The 20,961-nt window shown below is 40.6% G+C and carries 17 protein-coding genes; 7 read left to right on the plus strand and 10 right to left on the minus strand.

The features are described from left to right. Nucleotide 1: 1 nt before the first annotated feature. Complete coding sequence (locus tag J5X91_RS09670) at nucleotides 2-1,417, minus strand: ATP-binding protein (protein ID WP_208834516.1); 1,416 nt, start codon at nucleotides 1,415-1,417, stop codon at nucleotides 2-4. Beyond that, entirely contained in the window at nucleotides 1,395-2,084 is a 690-nt protein-coding gene (locus tag J5X91_RS09675; protein ID WP_208834517.1) for a response regulator transcription factor, read from the minus strand. Before J5X91_RS09675 ends, J5X91_RS09670 begins: the two co-directional genes overlap by 23 nt. Nucleotides 2,085-2,248: 164 nt before the next feature. On the opposite strand from J5X91_RS09675, the gene J5X91_RS09680 reads away from it, so the two are divergent. Beyond that, entirely contained in the window at nucleotides 2,249-2,734 is a 486-nt protein-coding gene (locus tag J5X91_RS09680) for a Spy/CpxP family protein refolding chaperone (RefSeq protein ID WP_086996570.1), read from the plus strand. Nucleotides 2,735-3,169: 435 nt separating this feature from the next. On the opposite strand, the gene yacG is transcribed toward J5X91_RS09680, so the two are convergent. From yacG to nadC, 8 genes are all read right to left on the minus strand, one after another. Beyond that, on the minus strand, nucleotides 3,170-3,400 hold the full coding sequence (yacG, locus tag J5X91_RS09685) for a DNA gyrase inhibitor YacG (protein WP_011327088.1): 231 nt from the start codon (nucleotides 3,398-3,400) through the stop codon (nucleotides 3,170-3,172). 169 nt (nucleotides 3,401-3,569) lie between these two features. After that, nucleotides 3,570-5,243 (minus strand): type IV-A pilus assembly ATPase PilB, encoded by a 1,674-nt coding sequence (pilB, locus tag J5X91_RS09690; protein ID WP_182676950.1) that lies wholly within the window; start codon nucleotides 5,241-5,243, stop codon nucleotides 3,570-3,572. A 120-nt stretch (nucleotides 5,244-5,363) separates the two neighbouring features. Beyond that, entirely contained in the window at nucleotides 5,364-5,996 is a 633-nt protein-coding gene (gene coaE, locus J5X91_RS09695) for a dephospho-CoA kinase (protein WP_208834518.1), read from the minus strand. 1 nt (nucleotide 5,997) lies between these two features. Beyond that, a complete protein-coding gene (locus tag J5X91_RS09700; protein ID WP_208834519.1) occupies nucleotides 5,998-6,906 on the minus strand; it encodes an A24 family peptidase in 909 nt (302 codons plus the stop codon). A 37-nt stretch (nucleotides 6,907-6,943) separates the two neighbouring features. Continuing rightward, nucleotides 6,944-8,173: a type II secretion system F family protein gene (locus J5X91_RS09705; protein WP_208834520.1), complete on the minus strand. Its 1,230-nt coding sequence runs from the start codon at nucleotides 8,171-8,173 to the stop codon at nucleotides 6,944-6,946. A gap of 31 nt (nucleotides 8,174-8,204) precedes the next feature. Continuing rightward, nucleotides 8,205-9,218 (minus strand): hypothetical protein, encoded by a 1,014-nt coding sequence (locus J5X91_RS09710; RefSeq protein WP_208834521.1) that lies wholly within the window; start codon nucleotides 9,216-9,218, stop codon nucleotides 8,205-8,207. A 50-nt stretch (nucleotides 9,219-9,268) separates the two neighbouring features. Beyond that, entirely contained in the window at nucleotides 9,269-9,748 is a 480-nt protein-coding gene (locus tag J5X91_RS18155) for a pilin (protein WP_208834522.1), read from the minus strand. Between the two features lie 550 nt (nucleotides 9,749-10,298). Next, nucleotides 10,299-11,144, minus strand: a complete 846-nt coding sequence (gene nadC, locus J5X91_RS09720) for a carboxylating nicotinate-nucleotide diphosphorylase (protein ID WP_182684030.1) — start codon at nucleotides 11,142-11,144, stop codon at nucleotides 10,299-10,301. A gap of 555 nt (nucleotides 11,145-11,699) precedes the next feature. Here nadC and ampD point away from each other — a divergent pair. The 6 genes from ampD (at nucleotide 11,700) to lpdA (ending at nucleotide 20,876) form a co-directional block, all read left to right on the plus strand. Next, entirely contained in the window at nucleotides 11,700-12,254 is a 555-nt protein-coding gene (ampD, locus tag J5X91_RS09725) for a 1,6-anhydro-N-acetylmuramyl-L-alanine amidase AmpD (RefSeq protein WP_011327099.1), read from the plus strand. A gap of 13 nt (nucleotides 12,255-12,267) precedes the next feature. After that, on the plus strand, nucleotides 12,268-13,119 hold the full coding sequence (ampE, locus tag J5X91_RS09730) for a beta-lactamase regulator AmpE (RefSeq protein WP_011327100.1): 852 nt from the start codon (nucleotides 12,268-12,270) through the stop codon (nucleotides 13,117-13,119). A 706-nt stretch (nucleotides 13,120-13,825) separates the two neighbouring features. Next, complete coding sequence (gene pdhR / locus J5X91_RS09735) at nucleotides 13,826-14,575, plus strand: pyruvate dehydrogenase complex transcriptional repressor PdhR (RefSeq protein ID WP_011327101.1); 750 nt, start codon at nucleotides 13,826-13,828, stop codon at nucleotides 14,573-14,575. An 83-nt stretch (nucleotides 14,576-14,658) separates the two neighbouring features. Beyond that, nucleotides 14,659-17,325, plus strand: coding sequence for a pyruvate dehydrogenase (acetyl-transferring), homodimeric type (aceE, locus tag J5X91_RS09740; RefSeq protein ID WP_208834523.1), 2,667 nt, complete (start codon nucleotides 14,659-14,661; stop codon nucleotides 17,323-17,325). A 10-nt stretch (nucleotides 17,326-17,335) separates the two neighbouring features. Next, nucleotides 17,336-19,291, plus strand: coding sequence for a pyruvate dehydrogenase complex dihydrolipoyllysine-residue acetyltransferase (aceF, locus tag J5X91_RS09745; protein ID WP_208834524.1), 1,956 nt, complete (start codon nucleotides 17,336-17,338; stop codon nucleotides 19,289-19,291). A gap of 157 nt (nucleotides 19,292-19,448) precedes the next feature. Beyond that, nucleotides 19,449-20,876, plus strand: a complete 1,428-nt coding sequence (gene lpdA, locus J5X91_RS09750) for a dihydrolipoyl dehydrogenase (RefSeq protein WP_011327104.1) — start codon at nucleotides 19,449-19,451, stop codon at nucleotides 20,874-20,876. Nucleotides 20,877-20,961 lie beyond the last annotated feature (85 nt).

Here is a 20,961-nt window from a genome sequence, read left to right on the forward strand (position 1 = left end):
TCTACTCTTTTATTATTGGCAAAGTAACCATGGCGCACAGGCCACCTTGTGGTTTATTTGATAAAACCAAGCTGCCGCCATGAGCAATAATCGCATTTTTGGCAATCGCTAAGCCTAAACCCGTGCCACCACTCACTCGGTCACGCGCATCTGACTGCCTAAAAAACGGCTCACATAGCTTACTAAGCTGGTTGTTTGGTACACCTGGGCCATCATCACATATTTCAATATAAATGGCATCACCGTGCTTTAGGGTAAGGCTAATAGTGTGCTGTGCATACTTAATAGCGTTGCGCAGTAAGTTTTCCAGTGCGCTGGCAATTAGCGCTTCATCGCAATTTAGTGTTACCGCCGCCGAGCCACTTACTTGCAGTTGCTTGTTGTGCTGTTTTGCTTCAAAGGTGGCATCGTTAAGTACATGATCAACAATATCTTGCAGTGACTGTTTGTGTAGCGATAACGCTTGGCTATTTGCCTCTAAGCGCGACACTTGCAATACATCGGCAATCATTTTATCAAGCTGGTTGGCTTCTTTTTCTATGCGAAGTAAATACGATTGGCTGGCTTCGTTAGCCTGCATTTGCGCAAGGCCTGTCGCCATTTTTAAGCGAGTAAGCGGCGAACGTAGCTCGTGCGATATATCAGCTAGTAGGCGCTTTTGTGCGCTAATTAATTGGGCTAATTGGTCGGCCATACGGTTAAAGTCGCGACCTAATATACCCAGCTCATCTTTACGATTAGCGGATATAGCAGCCCGGGCTGTTAAATCGCCGGCAGAGAGTTTTATAGCGGCTTTTTTTAAGCTATTAATAGGGGCAATTAAGTTACGGCTAAATAAAAAACTTAAAATAAGTGAGGCAATAATAGCAATTGATATTTTTATCCAACCCGGCATTAACTTTAACCGCAGATATAGCGGCGTATGGTTGTAAATATCTATTTCATATAAATAAAAATCACCTTCAGGTACTCTAATTTTTATTGGCCCAATTGCTTGGTATTTTTCGGTATAAATAACTTGCGGCGGCATGCTCTTAGTAAAGTTAAGCAAGCTTAAATCAACATCGGCGGGTATGCTTTTATTTGTTAGCGAATCTTCTAGCTGCTCTGCATTTAAATATAAAAGCTTACCATTAGTACGGCGAGGGTGCTTTAGCGTATCGTTAAGCGAACGCTTGTGCTTTATGGTAGAGCGCTCAATGTTTTTAGCGGTATAAGCTAAGTTTTTTTCCATTGGGCCATGCAAAGGGTTATAACTAACAGAGTTAATAGTTGTAACACTACTTAAAAATATAAGTGCCGCACCTGTGCCAATAATAGTTAACCAAAACCAAGTGAAAATTTTAAAAAACAAATAGTGCCGAGGATGTTTAAGCCAGCTAAAACTTGCCAATTTATTTGCCTTGAATAAAGACATAGCCCGTCCCTCTAATGGTTTTAATTAGCTCGTTAGGTAAGTGTTCAGCTATTTTTTTACGAATGTTGCTAACGTGCATATCAATAGAGCGATCAAACGAGGCTAAGCGCCTGCCAAGTACATCTTCACTTATTTGCTCTTTACTAACTACTTCACCAGCGCGCTTGGCTAGGAGTGCGAGTATTTCGTATTCGGTGCCAGTAAGGGTTAAGGTTGTTTGTTTAATTAAGGCTTCACGGGCGGCTAAATTAATAGTAACCCCGTTAACCACTAATTTATTATTGCTAGTGGCATTCATGGTGGTTATATGTTCAATACGGCGCGTAATTGCTTTAACTCGGGCAAGTAACTCACGGTGATTAAAAGGTTTAGGTATGTAATCGTCTGCGCCAAGTTCAAGGCCAAAAATACGATCAAAATCTTCGCCTTTGGCGGTAAGCATAATTACCGGCGTAAGCTTGGTTTGCCTAAGTTGTTTAAGTACTTCAAAACCATCAAGGGTAGGCAGCATTACATCAAGTAGTATTAGTGCGTAGTCGTTCGCTTGCGCTAGCTTTAGGCCTTGCTCGCCGTCGTGTACGCTTTGCACACTAAACCCTTGCGCGGTTAAATACTCGCTTAATAGCTCACACAAACCTGTGTCGTCATCAATCATTAATAGTTTCATTTTCAAACCCTTGGGTTGTGCCGTATGTACTGATTTTACCTGCTAAATAGTACAAAAGTGAATCTTTACATAACCTTTACACTGCTTTGCGTTACTTTGCATTGCAGCGGGTATAGTTACCTCAACAGATTAAAACAACCAATCCAATAGTAAAGGTAATGATTATGACTAAAGTAAATACACTTTCAAAACTAGTACTTATTTGTGGCTTAGCAACCGCTACTTTCGGTGCAACCAGTGTTATGGCCAAAGGCGATATGCATAAGCAAGGTCGCCACTCACAAGCGCACTTTTTACTATCGGAGCGCGGCGCTGATAAACTCGATTTAACACAAGAGCAGCAAACTAAATTAGAAGCTATATTTGCAGCACAAAAAACGCAAATGCAAGCACTTAAAGGCACCGACAAAGAAGCGCGCAAAGCACAGCGCACCGCTCACAAAGCTAAAATGGAAAGCTTATTATCGGCAGCAACATTTGACGAAAATGCAGCAAAAGAGCTACTAGCTCAACGCCACGAAAAAGGTGAAGAAATGGGTTTAATTAAATTAAAAACTCAGCACCAAGTGTGGCAAGTTCTAAATGCAGAGCAGCAAGAAAAGTTTGCAAAAATGCAAAAGCGCATGGGTAAGAAAAAGCATTCAAAATAGTCGGTGTTTAAATTACCCGTAGGCGAGGGCTTGCCACCGCGCTGCGCGCACGTAGTGCTAAAGATATATTCACAAAGAGGTTAAGAGCCGCTGCGCTTTAGAGGAGTAAAAAATAAATTAGTTGCTTAAGTGGCTTCTCATTTACTCTCATTGTCTTCTCTTTGTGAAAAGGGCTGGTTTTAGCTAGAGCCAAGCTCTGTGTTTAAATTACTCGTAGGCGGGGCTTTATGCCGCGCTGGTTAAAACTTAAAAACTATTGCGCGAGGTAAACTCCCGCCTACGGGTTGGGGGTTTATTGTAGGCGGGGCTTTATGCCGCCTAGTTAAACTCTAAAACTATTGCGCGAGGTAAACTCCCGCCTGCAAACTCCAGACAAAAGTAAAAGCCAAGCACGGTGCTTGGCTTATATACTTTGCTGCTCTCTAAACCTATTTATTACTTAAAAAAGTCATCTTCATTTTTTGCCATCATGGCTTCTATGTCTTCAATCATGTCTTGGCTAAAATCTTCAGCTGAAGTGATAGGGGCTGAAATTCTGTTATTTTCAAACGACCATTCGCCTAAATCAATAAGCTGACAACGTTTTGAACAAAACGGGCGGTGTGGGCTTTGCTCTGACCATTCAACCTTACTTTTACAGGTTGGGCAGTTAACAATAGTTGGCATAGTAATCTCTCAATCTTGTTTTAAATGGTGCTGTCTAATAGCCAAACTCTAAGTCAGTTTAAATGCTTTTAGTATTGTATTGGCTTTTATCGAGTCGTATCATTTTTCTGATACCTGATACCTGATACCTGATACCTGATACCTGATACCTGATACCTGATACCTGATATTAAAAACTCGTTACCCGATTAATCTCAGCTAGCGAGGTCATGCCGTCGGCGGCTTTACGAATGCCCGATAAACGCAGGTTATTAAATCCGGCTTTAAGTGACACTTCAGCTATTTCTAGTGAGTTACCACCGCGCATTATAATTTGTGCTATTTCTGGGGTAATTTTCATTACTTCGTAAATACCTACACGGCCTTTATAGCCATCGGTACAGTTTTCGCAACCTTTAGGAGCATACAAGGTCATTTCACTAATTTGCTGCTGGCTAAAACCTTGGCGTAGCAGTTCTTCACTAGGTAAATTTTCAGGTGTTTTACATTTAGGGCATAAGCGGCGCGCTAGGCGCTGAGCTATAATTAAGCTAATAGAACTTGCTACGTTATATGCAGGTACGCCCATGTTTAATAAGCGGGTAATGGTTTCGGGCGCTGAGTTAGTATGCAAGGTCGAAAGCACTAAGTGACCTGTTTGCGCCGCTTTAATTGATATTTCAGCGGTTTCTAGGTCACGTATTTCACCTACCATTACTACATCGGGATCTTGGCGTAAAAATGCCCGTAGTGCGTTGGCAAAGGTCATATCGGCTTTAATATTAATTTGTACTTGGTTAACCCCTTCGAGGTTAATTTCTACCGGATCTTCGGCGGTACTAATATTACGCTCAGGCTGGTTTAATATATTTAAGCCGGTGTAAAGCGATACCGTTTTACCCGAGCCTGTAGGCCCAGTTACTAATATCATCCCTTGTGGTTGCTCAAGCGCATCCATATACAGCTTTTTTTGCTCGGGTTCGTAACCTAATACATCAATGCCAAGCATGGCGCTAGATGAATCAAGAATACGCATTACAATTTTTTCGCCCCATAAGGTAGGCATGGTGCTTACCCGAAAGTCGATACTTTTACGCTCGGTTATTTTTAGCTTTATGCGGCCATCTTGTGGTTTACGTTTTTCGGCAATATCAAGGCGCGACATTACTTTAATACGCGCCGAAAGCTTAGTAGCTAAACTGTTTGGTGGGCTGGCTACTTCGTGCAAAATGCCGTCAATTCTAAAACGAATTCGGTATTTGTGCTCGTAGGGTTCAAAGTGTAAATCAGACGCACCTTTTTTAATCGCATCCATTAATATTTTATTGATGTAAACAATGATTGGTGCATCGTCTTTATCATCGTCTTTAGGGGTGTCTTTTTGTATATCGGCGTCTAGTTCGGCAAACTCTTTAAATTCGTCATCACTTAAATTTAAGCTGCCAGTGGCATCAAGCAATTGTTCTATTTTTTTATCGAGTTGAATGTAGTCAACCACTACCACTTCGCAAGACAAACCAGTACTAAATTCAAAGTTTTCAAATGCGCCGTAATCGGTAGGATCAGAGGCGGCAATATACACTTTTCTGCCTTTTTGTACCAAAGGCAGAATATGATGCTTACGGATCAGTTTTTCTTTTATTAACTCAGGAGAAATAAGTGCAGTATTAAAGTCTTTTAAATCAAAAAAAGGCACCCTAAATAAATCAATGCATTGCGCCGCTAAATCTTTACTGTCAATTTTTCCGCATTTAGCAATAAGCTCAGCAGTAGAGGCAAACTCTTGCTGTTTAGTTTTTACTATATCGGCATCAACACGGCCAAGGGTAATAAATTTTCTTAATAACGGTGAGTTAATATTCATTGCGCACCTGGTTAAATCCTTCAATAGTTAGCAATTTATCAGAAAAAAGCAGGGATTACATTGCCCATCACAATCTAGGCTAATTTTAGCAATTTAAATAGCTGTTTTTATAATTTATGGCTATTTTAACGCCAGTTTTAAATAGCCTTTATGCAAAGCTATTAAGTCGTGCTTAACCAAAGCTAAGCTACGATCGTTATTTAAAATATCATCTGCTTGTTGTTGTTTTTGTTCTCGCGACATTTGCGCGGCAATAATACTATTTACTTGCTCTAAGCTTATGTTATCACGTTTAACCGTGCGCTCTATTTGCACGTTTTTTGGCACGTCTATAAGTAAAGTGCAGTTACAGTATTTATCTAGGCCGTTTTCAAAAAGTAGCGGGGCAACAAGTACCACATAAGGGCTGGTGGCATTATTTAAATCGGTAATAATTTGCTGGCGAATAAGTGGATGTAATAGCGTATTTAACCAGTTTTTATGCTCATTATTGCTAAAAACTAGCTCGCGTAAAGCACTGCGGTTTAAATTGCCGTCGGCTAAGAGTATATCAGCACCAAAGTGTGCAACAATTGCCTTTAGCCCTTCGCTGCCTGGCTCAACTACTTGGCGCGCAATAATGTCGGCATCAACAACGCAAATACCCAGCGCTTCAAGCATGTTACTTACAGCCGTTTTACCACAGCCTATACCACCAGTTAAACCCAGTACCCAATTATTTATGTTTGTTACTTTAACAGCTTGTTCGCTCATATTAGTAACCAATTAAACTAAAGTAGTTAGCTTGCAGTTGCTCGCCCCATAACATGGTGATCCAGCCTGCAATAGCAAGGTAGGGGCCAAACGGAATAGGCGTGGCTTTGTCTTTACCTTGAACAGTTAATAGCGCAATACCAATAATTGCGCCCACTACGCTCGAGAGCAAAATAATAGTCAATAACGATTGCCAGCCAAGCAAAGCACCAAATACTGCAAGTAATTTAAAATCGCCATAGCCCATGCCTTCTTTACCGGTTAGTAATTTAAATAACCAAAATACGCTCCACAAACTTAAATAGCCGTAAGCAGCCCCAATAATGGCATCAGCTGGGGTAACGGTGTAGCCAAGTACTGCTGCAATAAGCGCCAGCCATACAAGCGGTAGGGTAATTTGGTCGGGCAGTAGCATATGGTCAATATCAATAAAGGTAAGCGCTACTAAAGCCCAAGTAATTGCTATATAAAGTAAAGCCTGCTCAGTAGCCCCCAACTTATACGCAACAATTAAGCTCAATAGTGCAGTTATTGCCTCTACAATAGGATAGCGAGCCGATATAGGGTTACTACAATTGGCGCATTTACCTTTTAAAAATAACCAGCTAATAACAGGAATATTTTGCCATGCTTTAATTGCGGTTTTACATTTAGGGCAGGTAGAGTTAGGCTTTACTAAATTAAAAGTTGAGTTTAAATCTGAACTAAAAGGCTCGTTAGTGTTTGCTTTATTACTTTTCAGCTCGCTTTCTAGCAGCAAACGGCATTCGCTTTGCCATTCGCGTTGCATCATTAGTGGCAAGCGGTAAATAACTACATTTAAAAAGCTACCAACACATAAACTCACCAAGCCAATAGTGGTTAAATAAAACCATAATTGGCTTTGCATTACTTCTATAATACTTTGCATATAACGACCAAATAATTAAATAATGAGTTTAAAAAACCTAAACAACTGCACCAAGTTGGAATATAGGCAAGTACATGGCAATAATTAAACCACCAACCAATACGCCGAGTACTGCCATAATTAATGGTTCTAGCAAACTTGAGAGCCCATCTACCGCATCATCAACTTCTTGCTCGTAAATGTTAGCTACCTTTTCAAGCATGCCATCTAAGGACCCTGACTCTTCACCAATCGCGACCATTTGTATTACCATATCGGGGAATATTTTGGAGTTACGCATCGCCCAGTTCATTTGGTTACCCGAGCTAACTTCGGCTTTAATATCTAAAATTGCATAACGATAAACCGCATTACCTGAGGCACCTGCAGCAGAATCCAGCGCATCAACTAGCGGTACACCAGCAGCAAAAGTGGTAGAGAGCGTACGGGCATAACGGGCAACAGCAGCTTTATTTAAAATCATGCCAATAATTGGCAGTTTTAAAATAGCTCGGTCGGTAGCATCACGTAACTTTAAACTTTTGAGATGCGCCTCTTTAAACGCCCAGCCAAACGCAGCAATTGCTATTAGTATCATCCACCAATATTCCTGCATAAACTCCGATATACCAATTACAAATAGGGTAAAAGCAGGGAGCTCAGCGCCAAAGCCATCAAAAATACTTTGAAACTGCGGTACTACAAATATTAGCAATATTGAGGTAACAATAAGCGCAACAACTAATACCGCAATAGGGTAAAACATTGCTTTTTTAATCTTTGATTTAAGCGCTTCAGACTTCTCTTTATAAATGGCCACGCGGTCGAATATTTTATCTAAAGCACCAGATTGTTCACCCGATGCCACTAAATCACAATATAAATCATCGAAATAACGGGGGTGACGTCGCAGGGCTTGCGATAACGGTTGGCCAGCCTTTACCTCATCAGCAATGCTTTCCATCAGTTTACTTACACTTTTATTGGGTGAGCCTGAGCCAATCATTTCGATTGACTGAATTAGCGGTACACCCGCCATTAGCATGGTGGCAATTTGCCGAGTCACCAACGCAATATCTTTTGGGGTTATTTTTTGATTGCTAGCTAAACCAAACAATGGTTTAGCTTTTCGCTTAACCTTAGAAGGGGTAATACCTTGTTTACGCAGTTGTGCTTTAACTAAAGCAACACTTGAGCCGGTCAGTTCGCCTTCTAAACGCTTTCCTCGAGTGCTAACACCGATCCATTGAAAAATATCCTGATTACTCTTTTCTATTTTCTTTACCATGTTTTAGCTCAATTTTAAACTTTTTATAGAATTAGCTGCTTTTTATATGTTGCCGAACTTTTTCGTTTTCTCGTCTCCATAAACAATTGTCAATAAAATAGTGATGGATGTTTATAAAAAATATAAAAGAAATTAAAAAAATATTGGGAGATATGTCGTTGCCAAAATTAAAGTTACTATCAAGAGTACTTGGAATTAAATGAAAAAATAATGCCCCAACAATAAAAGCAATACCCCAATACTGAAATATTTTACTTTTTTTATTCTTGGTTTTAGATTTTGTATAAGTATATGTAAAAAGGATATACTGTAAAGAGTGAAAAAAAGGAATCATATAAAAATAAACTTCATTATAAAAAGCTGGTGATAACCAAAGAAATATACATATCAATGGGGTCATTGCTGTTAAAGATATGTTTGCATTATTTTTTACGGTGTTTGAAATAAGAATTAAAGTAATAGGTACCGCAAACACTAAAGAGAACAGAGATAAATAGGTTCTTACCTCAATAAAGATAGCAGGAGTAGAATAAGATAACCCCCAGAAATCCTTCACTGAACTAGATGTAAAGATGTTAAAAAAAGAAATTATCCATAAAGAGTAAAGTGAGAACTTGATTAACTTTACTTGATCAGAAGATAAAAAGTACCCCTGAATTCCAGAGTAGACTATAAAGCATCCATATGCTTGTTTAATATAGTGCCAGCCGACTGAAAAAAACATTGAAAAAAGAAGAAGTAAAAAGGCCATCTTGGAATTATAAAGCATACCTAGTGAAATTATCATGAGTAATGCTATAGGTATGATTATCCCCGATAATAAAAGCCGATTATTACTGAAAAGATCATTTCTATGTTCAAGATAGAAAATTTGGTAGCTTATAATAAAATGAGGGCTATTAACAAAAAAAGCTAACACCCACATCACAAAAATATAATCTAGCTTTATTAATTTTATAGGAATTAAATAGGTAATAATGTAGAAAAGTATAGACAAGCCACCAATCAAGAGAAAATCTAACTTAGGTGAAATTAAATGTTTCATATTTGTCTCGGGGAACATAAAGGGCACAGCTGTGCCCTTTATGTATCTTATTATGGCCCAGGCGCAGGCGCAGGCGCAGAAGCTGCAGCAGCTCTACATGCTGAAGGTAAGTATTGAGCATCTAAGCCAGAGCATACCCAGCGTGAAATTTGACCACTTGTTTCAACTGTAGGTGTTAAAGACATGGTTTCACCTGAATGTGCACCATCATCAAAAGTTATTTGAACTACACCATCGGCAGCTACCGCAACACCTGTTGCAGAAAAGTAACGACCTGCTAATGCGTCCGCTTGTGCATCAATGGCTGTATCACTTTCTATACCAGTTGCGCCACCGTTTTCAGACATGTAAACACCAATATCTGAACGTAATCCAGATGTTGCACTTAACCCTTCAGTTGCTTGTGCGCGAGCTGTATAATCCTGATATGCAGGCAACGCAATAGCAGCAAGAATACCGATTATTGCTACTACGATCATTAATTCAATTAGGGTGAAACCCTTTTGGTTCTGTTGTGTCATTGTTTTCATGTTTCCTCTCCTAAAGGATAATGTTGTGGTAAATAAACGCCATTTAAGTAGCATTAGTGCTTAGCTTAATTTGTTTATTTAACCTGTTTACTTAATTTGTTTATTTAAACTGTTTACTTAACCTGTTTATTTAAAGAACAAACTTTACTGTACAGCGTATTTTAGTTTGTATAAACAAGAACACGCTGTGCATTTAGTTATTAAAGTTACCAATATTTAGCACTTTAATGTGTTATTTAGTTACTTTTATATTTATAAATTAGCTTATATTTTTAGGTATAACTGTATAAATACTTAACTTTTTTATGCATTTCATTGCACTCATTAATATTAAACCAGCTAATTAGTGCTTTTATATTAATGGTACATTCATCTATAGTACAACAGCGTGAGTTTACCACTGTTTTTTACTTTTTAGTACACGGATTATATTTAAAAAAGTATTTTATTTAACAAAATGTTAAAAAGCAATCCTTTCGGGTTATTTAATGCTTTATAGTATCTATTGTCAATGAATTAGCGCAGTTTAAATTTAAAGTCTGCGTTATTATTAATCAAATCGCATTGATAAATCGATTGATTGTAAGTTTTTTGTTAACGCTCCGCTTGATATAAAGTCTACCCCAGCTTGTGAGTAAGTTTTAAGCGTTTGTAAGGTCATATTGCCCGAAACCTCAAGTTTTGCACGTTTGTTAGTAACCACTACAGCTTGTTTAATTTGCTCTACGTTAAAGTTGTCGAGCATTATAATATCGGCACCCGCATCAAGCGCTTGTTTTAGATCAACAAGTGATTCAACTTCTACTTCTATTGGTTTGTTTGGTTGGTTTTGTTTAGCTTGCGCTACGGCTTTGTTTATACCACCACACGCAGCTATGTGATTTTCTTTTATTAAAAACGCGTCGTATAAACCAATACGGTGATTTGCACCGCCGCCACACTTAACTGCATATTTTTGTAAAATGCGTAAACCAGGTATGGTTTTACGGGTATCGAGTAGTTGGGTTTTTGTACCCGCAAGTTCTTTTACATAATGAGCTGTGGTAGTAGCTGTGCCCGAAAGTGTTTGTACAAAGTTAAGTGCTGTACGCTCGGCAGTTAAAATAGCGCGAGCCGAGCCAGTTGCTGTAAATAAAGTACTGTTAGCTTTAACTGCATCGCCATCGTTTACTAGTACATTTACTACAACACTAGGATCTACTTGTTTAAATACTTCAATAATTAGGTCTTTACCACAAAATATGCAGTCTTCGCGGGTAATTACTTTAGCGTTCGCTTGCTCGTTTGCAGGAATTAGTTGCGCGGTAATGTCGCCATTTTCAGCACTTTGGTAATTTAAATCTTCACCGAGTGCAAGAGTAACTAGTTGACTAACTAAAGTGTGTGGAATAGGCATAAAAAAGCTCGTAACAGTAAATAAATTAAGCAAATTTTACTATGTTTGAATTGCAATAACCAGCTTTGTGGTAAAGGCAGGTATCAGGTTTTTGGGGAAAGCAGGTTTTAGGTTTCAGGTATCAGGTTTTAGGGAAGAGCAGGTTTCAGGTATCAGGTATCAGGTTTTAGGTAGAGATAAGCTCGGTGTTTAAATTACCTGTAGGCGAGGGGTTGCCACCGCGCCGCACGTAGTGCGAAAAACATATTCACAAAGAGGCTAAGAGGGCGCTGCGCTTTAGAGTAGTAAAAATAAATTAGCTGTTTAAGTGGCTTCTCATTTGCTCTCATTGTCTTCTCTTTGTGAAAAGGTCGGTTTTAGGTAGAGAGCAAAGCAAGCTCAGTGTTTAGGTTACACGTAGGCGGGGCTTTATGCCGCGCTGATTAAAATTAAAAAACAGCGCGAGGTAAACTCCCGCCTACAAGTTCGCTGGTTGGTAAGCTTTTATTGCTTCATCTATCATTTTTAAATTAAATCCTTTAGCATCGATGTTATGTAGATCTTTTGATTTAAATTATGAACATAGATTTAAATGGGGTGGTAAATTGTGCTTTGCAGCGTGGTTGTTCGCATTTTGATGAGCGCCCGAGTGATACAGACGTTTCTTTATTGGTAATTCACAATATATCCTTGCCGGCGGGGCAGTTTGGTACACCTTATGTTGATGATTTATTTATGGGTACGCTTAATTGTGAAGCGCATAGCAGCTTTAGCGATTTACACGGTGTGCGGGTGTCGGCACATTGCTTTATTAAACGCAGCGGTGAGCTAGTGCAGTACGTGCCATTTACTAAGCGAGCATGGCATGCTGGGGCGTCTGAGTTTAACGGGCAAACTAACTGCAATAACTTTAGCATTGGCATTGAGCTTGAGGGAACCGACACCACCGCTTATACTTTAGCGCAATACACTAGTTTAAAAATATTAAGTGAAGCCATAATGCAACGCTATCCAAATATAACAACAGAGCGAATTGTAGGGCATTGCGATATAGCACCAGGGCGAAAAACAGACCCCGGTAGTAGCTTTAACTGGCATTTATTTTTAACTATGCTTAAACAATCAGGCTAAGTGAGTAACAACAATGATTTTGGTTTCGATAATAATTGCATTAATACTTGAGCGCTTAGGTGCTCGTTCAGCCCATTGGCAAATTAGCTACTACGCAGACGGTTATGTAAATCGCTCGGCAAACCTGCTCACTAATAAAGGCGTATTTGGCTCGGGTGTTGGCTTTTTAGTGTGGCTACTTTTACCTGTACTGGCTATTGGTTGTTTATATTTGCTGTCTGACTTTGTGCTGTGGCAACTTATTTTTAATGTAACAATATTACTCGTGTGTTTTGGCTGTGCTAAGCAGCGTGCATTATATAAGTCGTACTTAAACGCTTTAACCCGAGATGATAAAACTGCGGCTACCTTATATGCACTGCAAATGGGCCAAAATCGCACAGAAGAAGAGCAAGACGGCGAAACAGTTGGGCAAACCCTGGCATGGGTTAACTTTAGATTTTACTGCGCGGTGATTTTTTGGTTTGTAATATTAGGCGTAGCCGGTGCGGTTTTATATGCACTCGTACGCACATTCGCCGATTTAGTAACGCAAGATGACGACGAAATAATAGCAAAGCATTCTAAAATGCTACACAGATTATTATTTTGGCTTGACTGGTTACCAGCGCGCATTACCAGCTTTGGTTATTTAGTAATAGGTAACTTTAATAAAGGCACTAGTTGCTGGTTACGCTACGCGCTTGATTTTTCAAGCCCTAACCGCAAAGTGGTTACTTACACCGCCTTAGCCGCAGAGCAAGTAGAAAAACGCTACTACGACTGCGCGTACGAAGCCACTTGTATGATTAAATTGGTAAAACGTAATGTATTGTTTTATTTAGTACTGATTGCATTATTAACCCTGTTTGGTGGGTTGGATTAAAGGGCAGGCTTTAGGCGCCAGGTTTTAGGTAGAGATAAAGCCAAGCTCGGTGTTTGAGGTTATACGTAGGCGAGGGGCTTGCCACCGCACGCACACAGTGCGAATGTTTTAAGTAATTATATTTTTGTTAAAAATACCGCGCCAGCAAGCTTGTCACTTACAAATTCCAGACAAAAGATAAAACTAAGCACGGTGTGTGGATTGTGTAAGTGCGGTTTTATATTTCTCTTTTCAAACAAAGATACTATTTCACAAAGAGAAGGCAATGAGAGTAAATGAGAAAACATTAAAAAGTTAACATTTTAAGCTATTACTTTTCACTGCTCTAAAGCGCAGCGCCCTCTAAGCCTCTTTGTGAATAAACGGGCTGTAATTAAAGTTACACTGCGGGCTATGGGGTGTTTACTTATTTTTGACTGCTAACACCTAAACTCTCCTTTATCACTTTACCCTCCCTGGTCTGACCAATTTATTTTCGTCTCATTTACCTTTCTTTATTTATACTATTTTGTGTATTCTTTAAACTTTGCGCTGAATGCGTTACGCTGGCTAAGTGTCCTTAAAGCTACTGTAAATTGACAGCAATTAGGCTTTTTGTTACCGTATGTCAAAATTTGGTATGACCAATTTACCTTTTGGTTAAATTGTTCAGTTCAAAGCCTGGTTTTAAGGGCTTTTGGTATTTATACAACGCGGACGTTGACTGATGTCTTTAAAGATTAAAGCTGCAAAATTATCGGATGTGATTTTACAACAACTTGAGAACATGATTCTTGAGGGGTCGTTGGCACCAGGCGAAAAACTGCCACCGGAGCGTGAGTTAGCTAAGCAATTTGAAGTGTCGCGGCCATCACTGCGCGAGGCGATTCAAAAGCTTGAAGCGAAAGGTTTAGTAACCAGACGCCAAGGCGGCGGTACGTATGTAAAAAATCAGCTCGAAGAAGGGCTCACTGATCCGCTGTTTGATTTGATCAGTAAACATCCAGAATCGCAGTTTGATTTACTTGAATTTCGCCATGCATTAGAAGGGATTGCCGCGTATTACGCTGCATTGCGTGGCACCAATAACGATTTTATTAAAGTAAAACAAAGCTTTGATCAAATTGCTTTGGTACAAGACGACCTACAACAAAAAGCGAAAGCAATAAATGCTTTTCATTTTTGTATTGCAGAGGCGTCACATAACATTGTTTTACTACATTTGGTGAGAGGCATGCAGGCATTGCTTGAGCAAAATGTATTACAAAATTTAACCGTGTTATTAACAAAATCAGATATCAGTAACCAATTAGGCCACCACCGTGGTTTGCTAATGGATGCCGTTATTGAAGGTAAGCCCGAAGAAGCACGCTTAGCTAGTAATGCGCATTTAGCATATATAGAAGAAGCGTTACTGGAAGCGGGTAAAGAACATTCGCGAATTGAACGCAGTTTAAGACGCACCAAACAAAATTAAGCAAATACATCCTTACTCAAAATTAGTAAGTGGGATGTGTTAAATACACAACATTCGTATTTTAAACATAAGGAAACCTCCATATGTCTGAAGTCAATAAAATTGACGTAGACGCGCTAGAAACACAAGAGTGGTTACAAGCTCTTGAATCGGTTGTGCGCGAAGAAGGTGTTGAACGAGCTCAGTTTTTACTTGAGCAAGTGTTAGAGCAAGCCCGTTTAGATGGCGTAGATATGCCAACGGGTATTACCACTAACTACGTCAATACAATTCCGGTAGAGCAAGAACCTGCTTACCCGGGAGATGTAAATATTGAACGCCGTATTCGTTCAATAATTCGTTGGAACGCGATTATGATTGTATTGCGTGCATCGAAAAAAGATCTCGATTTAGGCGGCCATATGGCGTCTTACCAATCGTCTGCGGCATTTTATGAGGTGTGTTTTAACCACTTTTTTAAAGCACCAAACGATTTAGACGGCGGCGACTTAGTTTATTACCAGGGTCATATTTCTCCGGGTATTTATGCGCGCGCATTTGTTGAAGGGCGTTTATCGGCATCGCAGCTAGATAACTTCCGTCAAGAAGTAGGTGGCGAAGGCTTACCGTCGTACCCGCATCCTAAATTAATGCCTGAATTTTGGCAGTTTCCTACGGTTTCTATGGGCCTTGGTCCAATTTCGTCTATTTACCAAGCACGCTTTTTAAAATACCTAGACGGCCGTGGCTTAAAAGACACTAAAAACCAACGTGTATATGCGTTTTTAGGTGATGGCGAAATGGATGAGCCAGAATCTCGTGGCGCTATTTCATTTGCTGCACGCGAAAAGCTAGACAACCTATGTTACTTAGTTAACTGTAACTTACAGCGCCTAGATGGCCCAGTTATGGGTAACGGTAAAATTATTCAAGAGCTAGAGGGCCTATTTAAAGGCGCTGGCTGGAACGTAATTAAGCTAGTGTGGGGCAGCGGTTGGGATATATTACTGGCTAAAGATAAAACCGGTAAGTTATTACAACTAATGAACGAAACGGTTGACGGCGATTACCAAACGTATAAAGCAAAAAATGGCGCGTATGTACGTGAACATTTCTTTGGTCGTTACCCTGAAACAGCAGCACTTGTTGCTGATATGACAGATGACGAAATTTTTGCGCTTAAGCGTGGTGGTCATGAGCCATCTAAATTATTTGCTGCATTTAAAAAAGCAGAAGAAACCAAAGGTCGTCCTACTGTTATTCTTGCTAAAACCGTTAAAGGTTACGGCATGGGTGAAGCGGCTGAAGGTAAAAACATTGCGCACCAAGTTAAAAAAATGGACATGTCGCATGTTGCACACCTACGCTCACGCCTAGGCCTTGACGATTTAATATCTGAAGAGCAACTAACCGAACTGCCTTATTTAACGCTTGAAGAAGGCACTCCTGAGCACACTTACTTACACGCTCGTCGTGAAGAGCTTAAAGGTTATACACCTAAGCGTATTGCACGCTTTAGCGAAAAGCTAACAGTGCCAGAAGTAGAAGCGTTTAACCCGCTACTTGAAGAACAAAAACGTGATATTTCTACCACTATGGGTTTTGTTCGTGCACTTAATATTTTATTAAAAGACAAAGGCATTGGTAAAAACATAGTACCTATTATTGCCGACGAAGCACGTACCTTTGGTATGGAAGGTTTGTTCCGCCAAATTGGTATTTATAACCCGCATGGCCAAAACTACACACCTCAAGATCGCGATATTGTTTCTTACTATAAAGAAGCTACATCGGGTCAAGTACTGCAAGAAGGTATTAACGAGTTAGGTGCAATGTCGTCATGGGTTGCTGCAGCAACATCTTACAGCACCAACGATTTACCAATGATCCCATTTTACATTTACTACTCTATGTTTGGTTTCCAACGCGTTGGCGACATGGCATGGATGGCAGGCGATCAGCAAGCACGTGGTTTCTTACTAGGTGCAACAGCAGGGCGTACTACGCTTAACGGCGAAGGCTTACAACACGAAGATGGCCACAGCCATATTCTTGCCAGCACAGTACCTAACTGTATTTCTTACGATCCAACGTATGCATACGAAGTAGCGGTTATCATTCAAGATGGTATTCGTCGTATGTATGGTGACGATCAAGAAAACATTTACTACTACTTAACGTTAATGAACGAAAACTACCATCAGCCAGCTATGCCAGAAGGCGCTGAAGAAGGTATTCGTAAAGGTATTTACAAGCTAGAGAGCTACGCAGGCAAAAAAGCCAACGTACAGCTATTAAGCTCGGGTACTATTATGACTGAAGTACGTAAAGCAGCTAAAGTATTGAGCGAAGACTACGGTGTTGCATCTGACGTATTCTCAGTAACGTCTTTCAACGAATTAACGCGCGATGGCCAAGATGTTGAGCGTTTTAACATGCTTAACCCTGAAGGCGAGCAAAAAACTGCGTATATCACTAGCGTATTAAACGATTCAGTAACGGTTGCAGCAACCGATTACATGAAAAACTACGCAGAGCAAGCGCGTTCGTTTATTCCTAGCAATAACTATAAAGTGTTAGGCACCGATGGTTACGGCCGCTCTGATAGCCGCGAAAACCTTCGTCGTCACTTTGAAGTTAACGCAGACTACGTTGTAGTTGCTACGTTATCTGAACTTGCTAAACGTGGTGAAGTTGAAAAGTCGGTAGTTATTGAAGCACTTAAAAAGTTCAATATCGACACCAACAAACTTAACCCACTGTACGCATAAGAGGTTTGCAATGAGTATTGAAATTAAAGTACCCGATATCGGTGGTGATGAAGTAGAAGTAACCGAAATATTAGTAGCCGTTGGCGACGTTGTTGAAGTTGACCAAGCATTACTAACCGTTGAAGGCGATAAAGCGTCAATGGAAGTACCGGCCGACACAGCTGGCACGGTAAAAGAGATTAAAGTAAGCATTGGCGACAACGTAGCTACTGGCTCTTTAGTGTTTATCTTTGAAGGCGAGAGTGAAGGCGAAAGCGCAAGTACAGCTAAAAGCGACAGTGCAGCAGAGCAAAAAGCGCCTGCAACTGACGCTAAGCCAGCACCTGCTGCTTCTGGCTCTGCAGCACAAGACGTAACCTTGCCAGATATTGGCGATGACGAAGTTGAAGTAACTGAAATTTTAGTAGCCGTTGGCGACAGCGTTAGCGAAGATCAGTCTATTTTAAGCGTTGAAGGCGACAAAGCATCAATGGAAGTACCTGCGCCGTTTGCTGGCACAGTTAAAGAAATTAAAGTAGCGACTGGCGATACAGTAAAAACCGGTTCATTGGTATTTGTATTTGAAGTAGCAGGTAGCGAGTCTGCAGCACCAGCTGCTGAATCAACACCAGCCGAAACTAAAGCAGCACCGGCAGCAGCCGAGCAAAGCTCAGCATCAAGCACAAAAGAAGTTAACGTGCCTGATATTGGTGGCGACGAAGTTGAAGTGACCGAAATTTTAGTAGCCGTTGGCGACAGCGTTACTGAAGATCAATCGTTACTAAATGTTGAAGGCGACAAAGCAGCAATGGAGCTTCCGGCACCGTTTGCAGGCACAGTTAAAGAAATTAAAGTAGCTACTGGCGACAAAGTATCGACCGGCTCGTTAATTTTTGTTTTTGAAGTTGCTGGTGGCGCACCTGCTGCAGCCGCTAAACCTGAAGCCGAAAAATCAGCACCTGCTGCTAAAAGCGAAAAGCCAGCACCAAAAGCCGAAACAGCGACGCAATCTGCTCCAGCAGCTAGCAACGAAAGCTTTGCTGATAATAGCGCGTATGCACATGCATCGCCTGTGGTACGCCGCTTAGCACGTGAGTTTGGTATAAACCTAGCTAACGTAAAAGGCTCTGGTCGTAAAAACCGCGTAGTAAAAGACGACGTGCAAAACTATGTTAAAAACTTAGTTAAGCAAGTTGAATCTGGTCAATTGTCGGCAGGTAAAGGCAACGCAGGCGGCAGTGAGCTTGGGCTTATTCCATGGCCTAAAGTTGATTTTGCTAAGTTTGGCGAAATTGAAGAGAAAAAACTATCGCGTATTCAAAAGCTATCGGGTAAAAACTTACACCGTAACTGGGTGCAAATCCCACATGTTACTCAGTTCGACGAAGCCGATATAACCAGCCTTGAAGAATTCCGTAAAGAGCAAAATGCCCTTAACGAGAAGAAAAAGCTAGGTGTTAAAATTACGCCACTAGTATTTGTAATGAAAGCCGCAGCAAAAGCATTGGCCGAATTTCCAACTATTAACTCGTCACTGTCTAACGACGGCGAAAGCTTAATTCTTAAAAAGTACATTAATATTGGTGTAGCGGTTGATACGCCAAATGGTTTAGTAGTACCTGTGTTTAAAGATGTTGATAAAAAAGGCATTATTGAACTATCGCGCGAGCTAATGGAAGTATCTGTTAAAGCACGCGACGGTAAGCTTACCTCGGCAGATATGCAAGGTGGCTGTTTTACTATTTCAAGCTTAGGCGGTATTGGCGGTACGGCATTTACGCCGATTGTTAACGCGCCAGAAGTGGCTATTTTAGGTGTGTCTAAATCTGAAATGAAGCCAAAATGGAATGGTAAAGAGTTTGAACCAAAACTTATGGTGCCATTGTCAATGTCGTACGACCATAGAGTGATTGACGGTGCGCTAGCAGCACGCTTTACTGTTACGCTGGCAAGCTACATGAGCGATATTCGTCAATTAGTGATGTAATCGCTAAAAATGTATGAAATCAAATCCCAGCCAGTTGTTTTTTGCTGGGATTTTTACCATTTGCAATGATACAATCTTTGCACAGAATTTCTGCCTCGCAGAAGCATGGCAGTTAAACCTTGGGGCTGTGTCCCGTTCAAATAATTAAGGTAATAGCATGAGCAACGAATTAAAAACTCAAGTTGTTGTACTAGGCGGTGGTCCTGGTGGTTACTCTGCGGCTTTCCGTGCTGCTGACTTGGGCTTAGAAGTTACACTAGTTGAGTCTCGCGATACACTAGGCGGTGTATGTCTAAATGTGGGTTGTATCCCTTCAAAAGCGCTTTTACACGTAGCTAAAGTAATTGATGACGCAGCGGCAATGGCCGATCATGGCGTTACTTTTGGCGCACCACAAATTGACTTAGACAAAATCCGTTCATGGAAAGACTCTGTTATTGGCCAACTAACTGGTGGCTTAACTAGCATGTCGAAAATGCGTAAAGTTAAAGTTGTATACGGTTACGGTAAATTTACTGGCAGTAACACCATTGCTGTTGAAGGCACCGACGGTACAACAACAATTACCTTCGATAACGCAATTATTGCTGCAGGTTCTAAACCAGTTAGCTTACCTTTCATCCCAGAAGATGATCGCGTAATTGACTCAACTGGCGCACTAGAGCTTAAAGATATCCCTGAAAAGCTACTTGTACTTGGTGGTGGTATTATTGGCCTTGAAATGGGCACAGTATACCGTGCACTAGGTTCAGCAATCGACGTAGTTGAATTTGCTGATCAACTAGTACCTGCTGCTGATAAAGACATTGTTAAAATTTACCAAAAGTACGTAAGCGACAAATTTAATGTAATGCTTTCTACTAAAGTAACGGGCATTGACGCAAAAGACGATGGCCTATATGTAACGTTTGAAGGTAAAAACGCACCAGCAGAACCAGTACGTTACGACAAAGTACTTGTAGCAGTTGGCCGTACACCAAACGGTAAGTTACTTGATGCAGATAAAGCAGGCGTTAACGTTGATGATCGCGGCTTTATTAATGTTGATAAGCAGCTTAAAACAAACGTTGAGCACATTTTTGCAGTAGGCGACATTGTTGGCCAACCTATGCTTGCGCACAAAGCGGTTCACGAAGCACACGTTGCAGCTGAAGTTATTTCTGGTCAAAAACATTACTTTGATCCTAAATGTATTCCTTCAATTGCCTACACAGATCCAGAAATGGCGTGGGTTGGTGTAACTGAAAAAGAAGCAAAAGAGCAAGGCCTTAGCATTGAAACTGCGGTATTCCCGTGGGCTGCATCAGGTCGTGCAATTGCATCTGCACGTACTGAAGGTTCTACTAAGCTTATTTTTGATAAAGAAAGTGGCCGTGTAATCGGTGGCGCTATGGTTGGTATTAACGCAGGCGAAATGCTGGGCGAAATTGGCCTAGCAGTAGAAATGGGTGCAGATGGCGAAGACTTAGCGCTTACCATTCATGCTCACCCAACATTGAATGAATCAATCGGCCTAGCAGCTGAAATTTACGAAGGTTCAATCACTGACTTACCAAATAAAAAAGCAGTTAAAAAGAAAAAGTAATTTCTTTTAGTTAATTGTTTAAAAACCCAAGCCCAGCTTGGGTTTTTTATGGGCGAAAAAGCAGGTTTTAGGTATTAGGTATTAG

This window comes from Pseudoalteromonas sp. K222D, assembly GCF_017653575.1.
GTDB lineage: Bacteria > Pseudomonadota > Gammaproteobacteria > Enterobacterales > Alteromonadaceae > Pseudoalteromonas > Pseudoalteromonas nigrifaciens.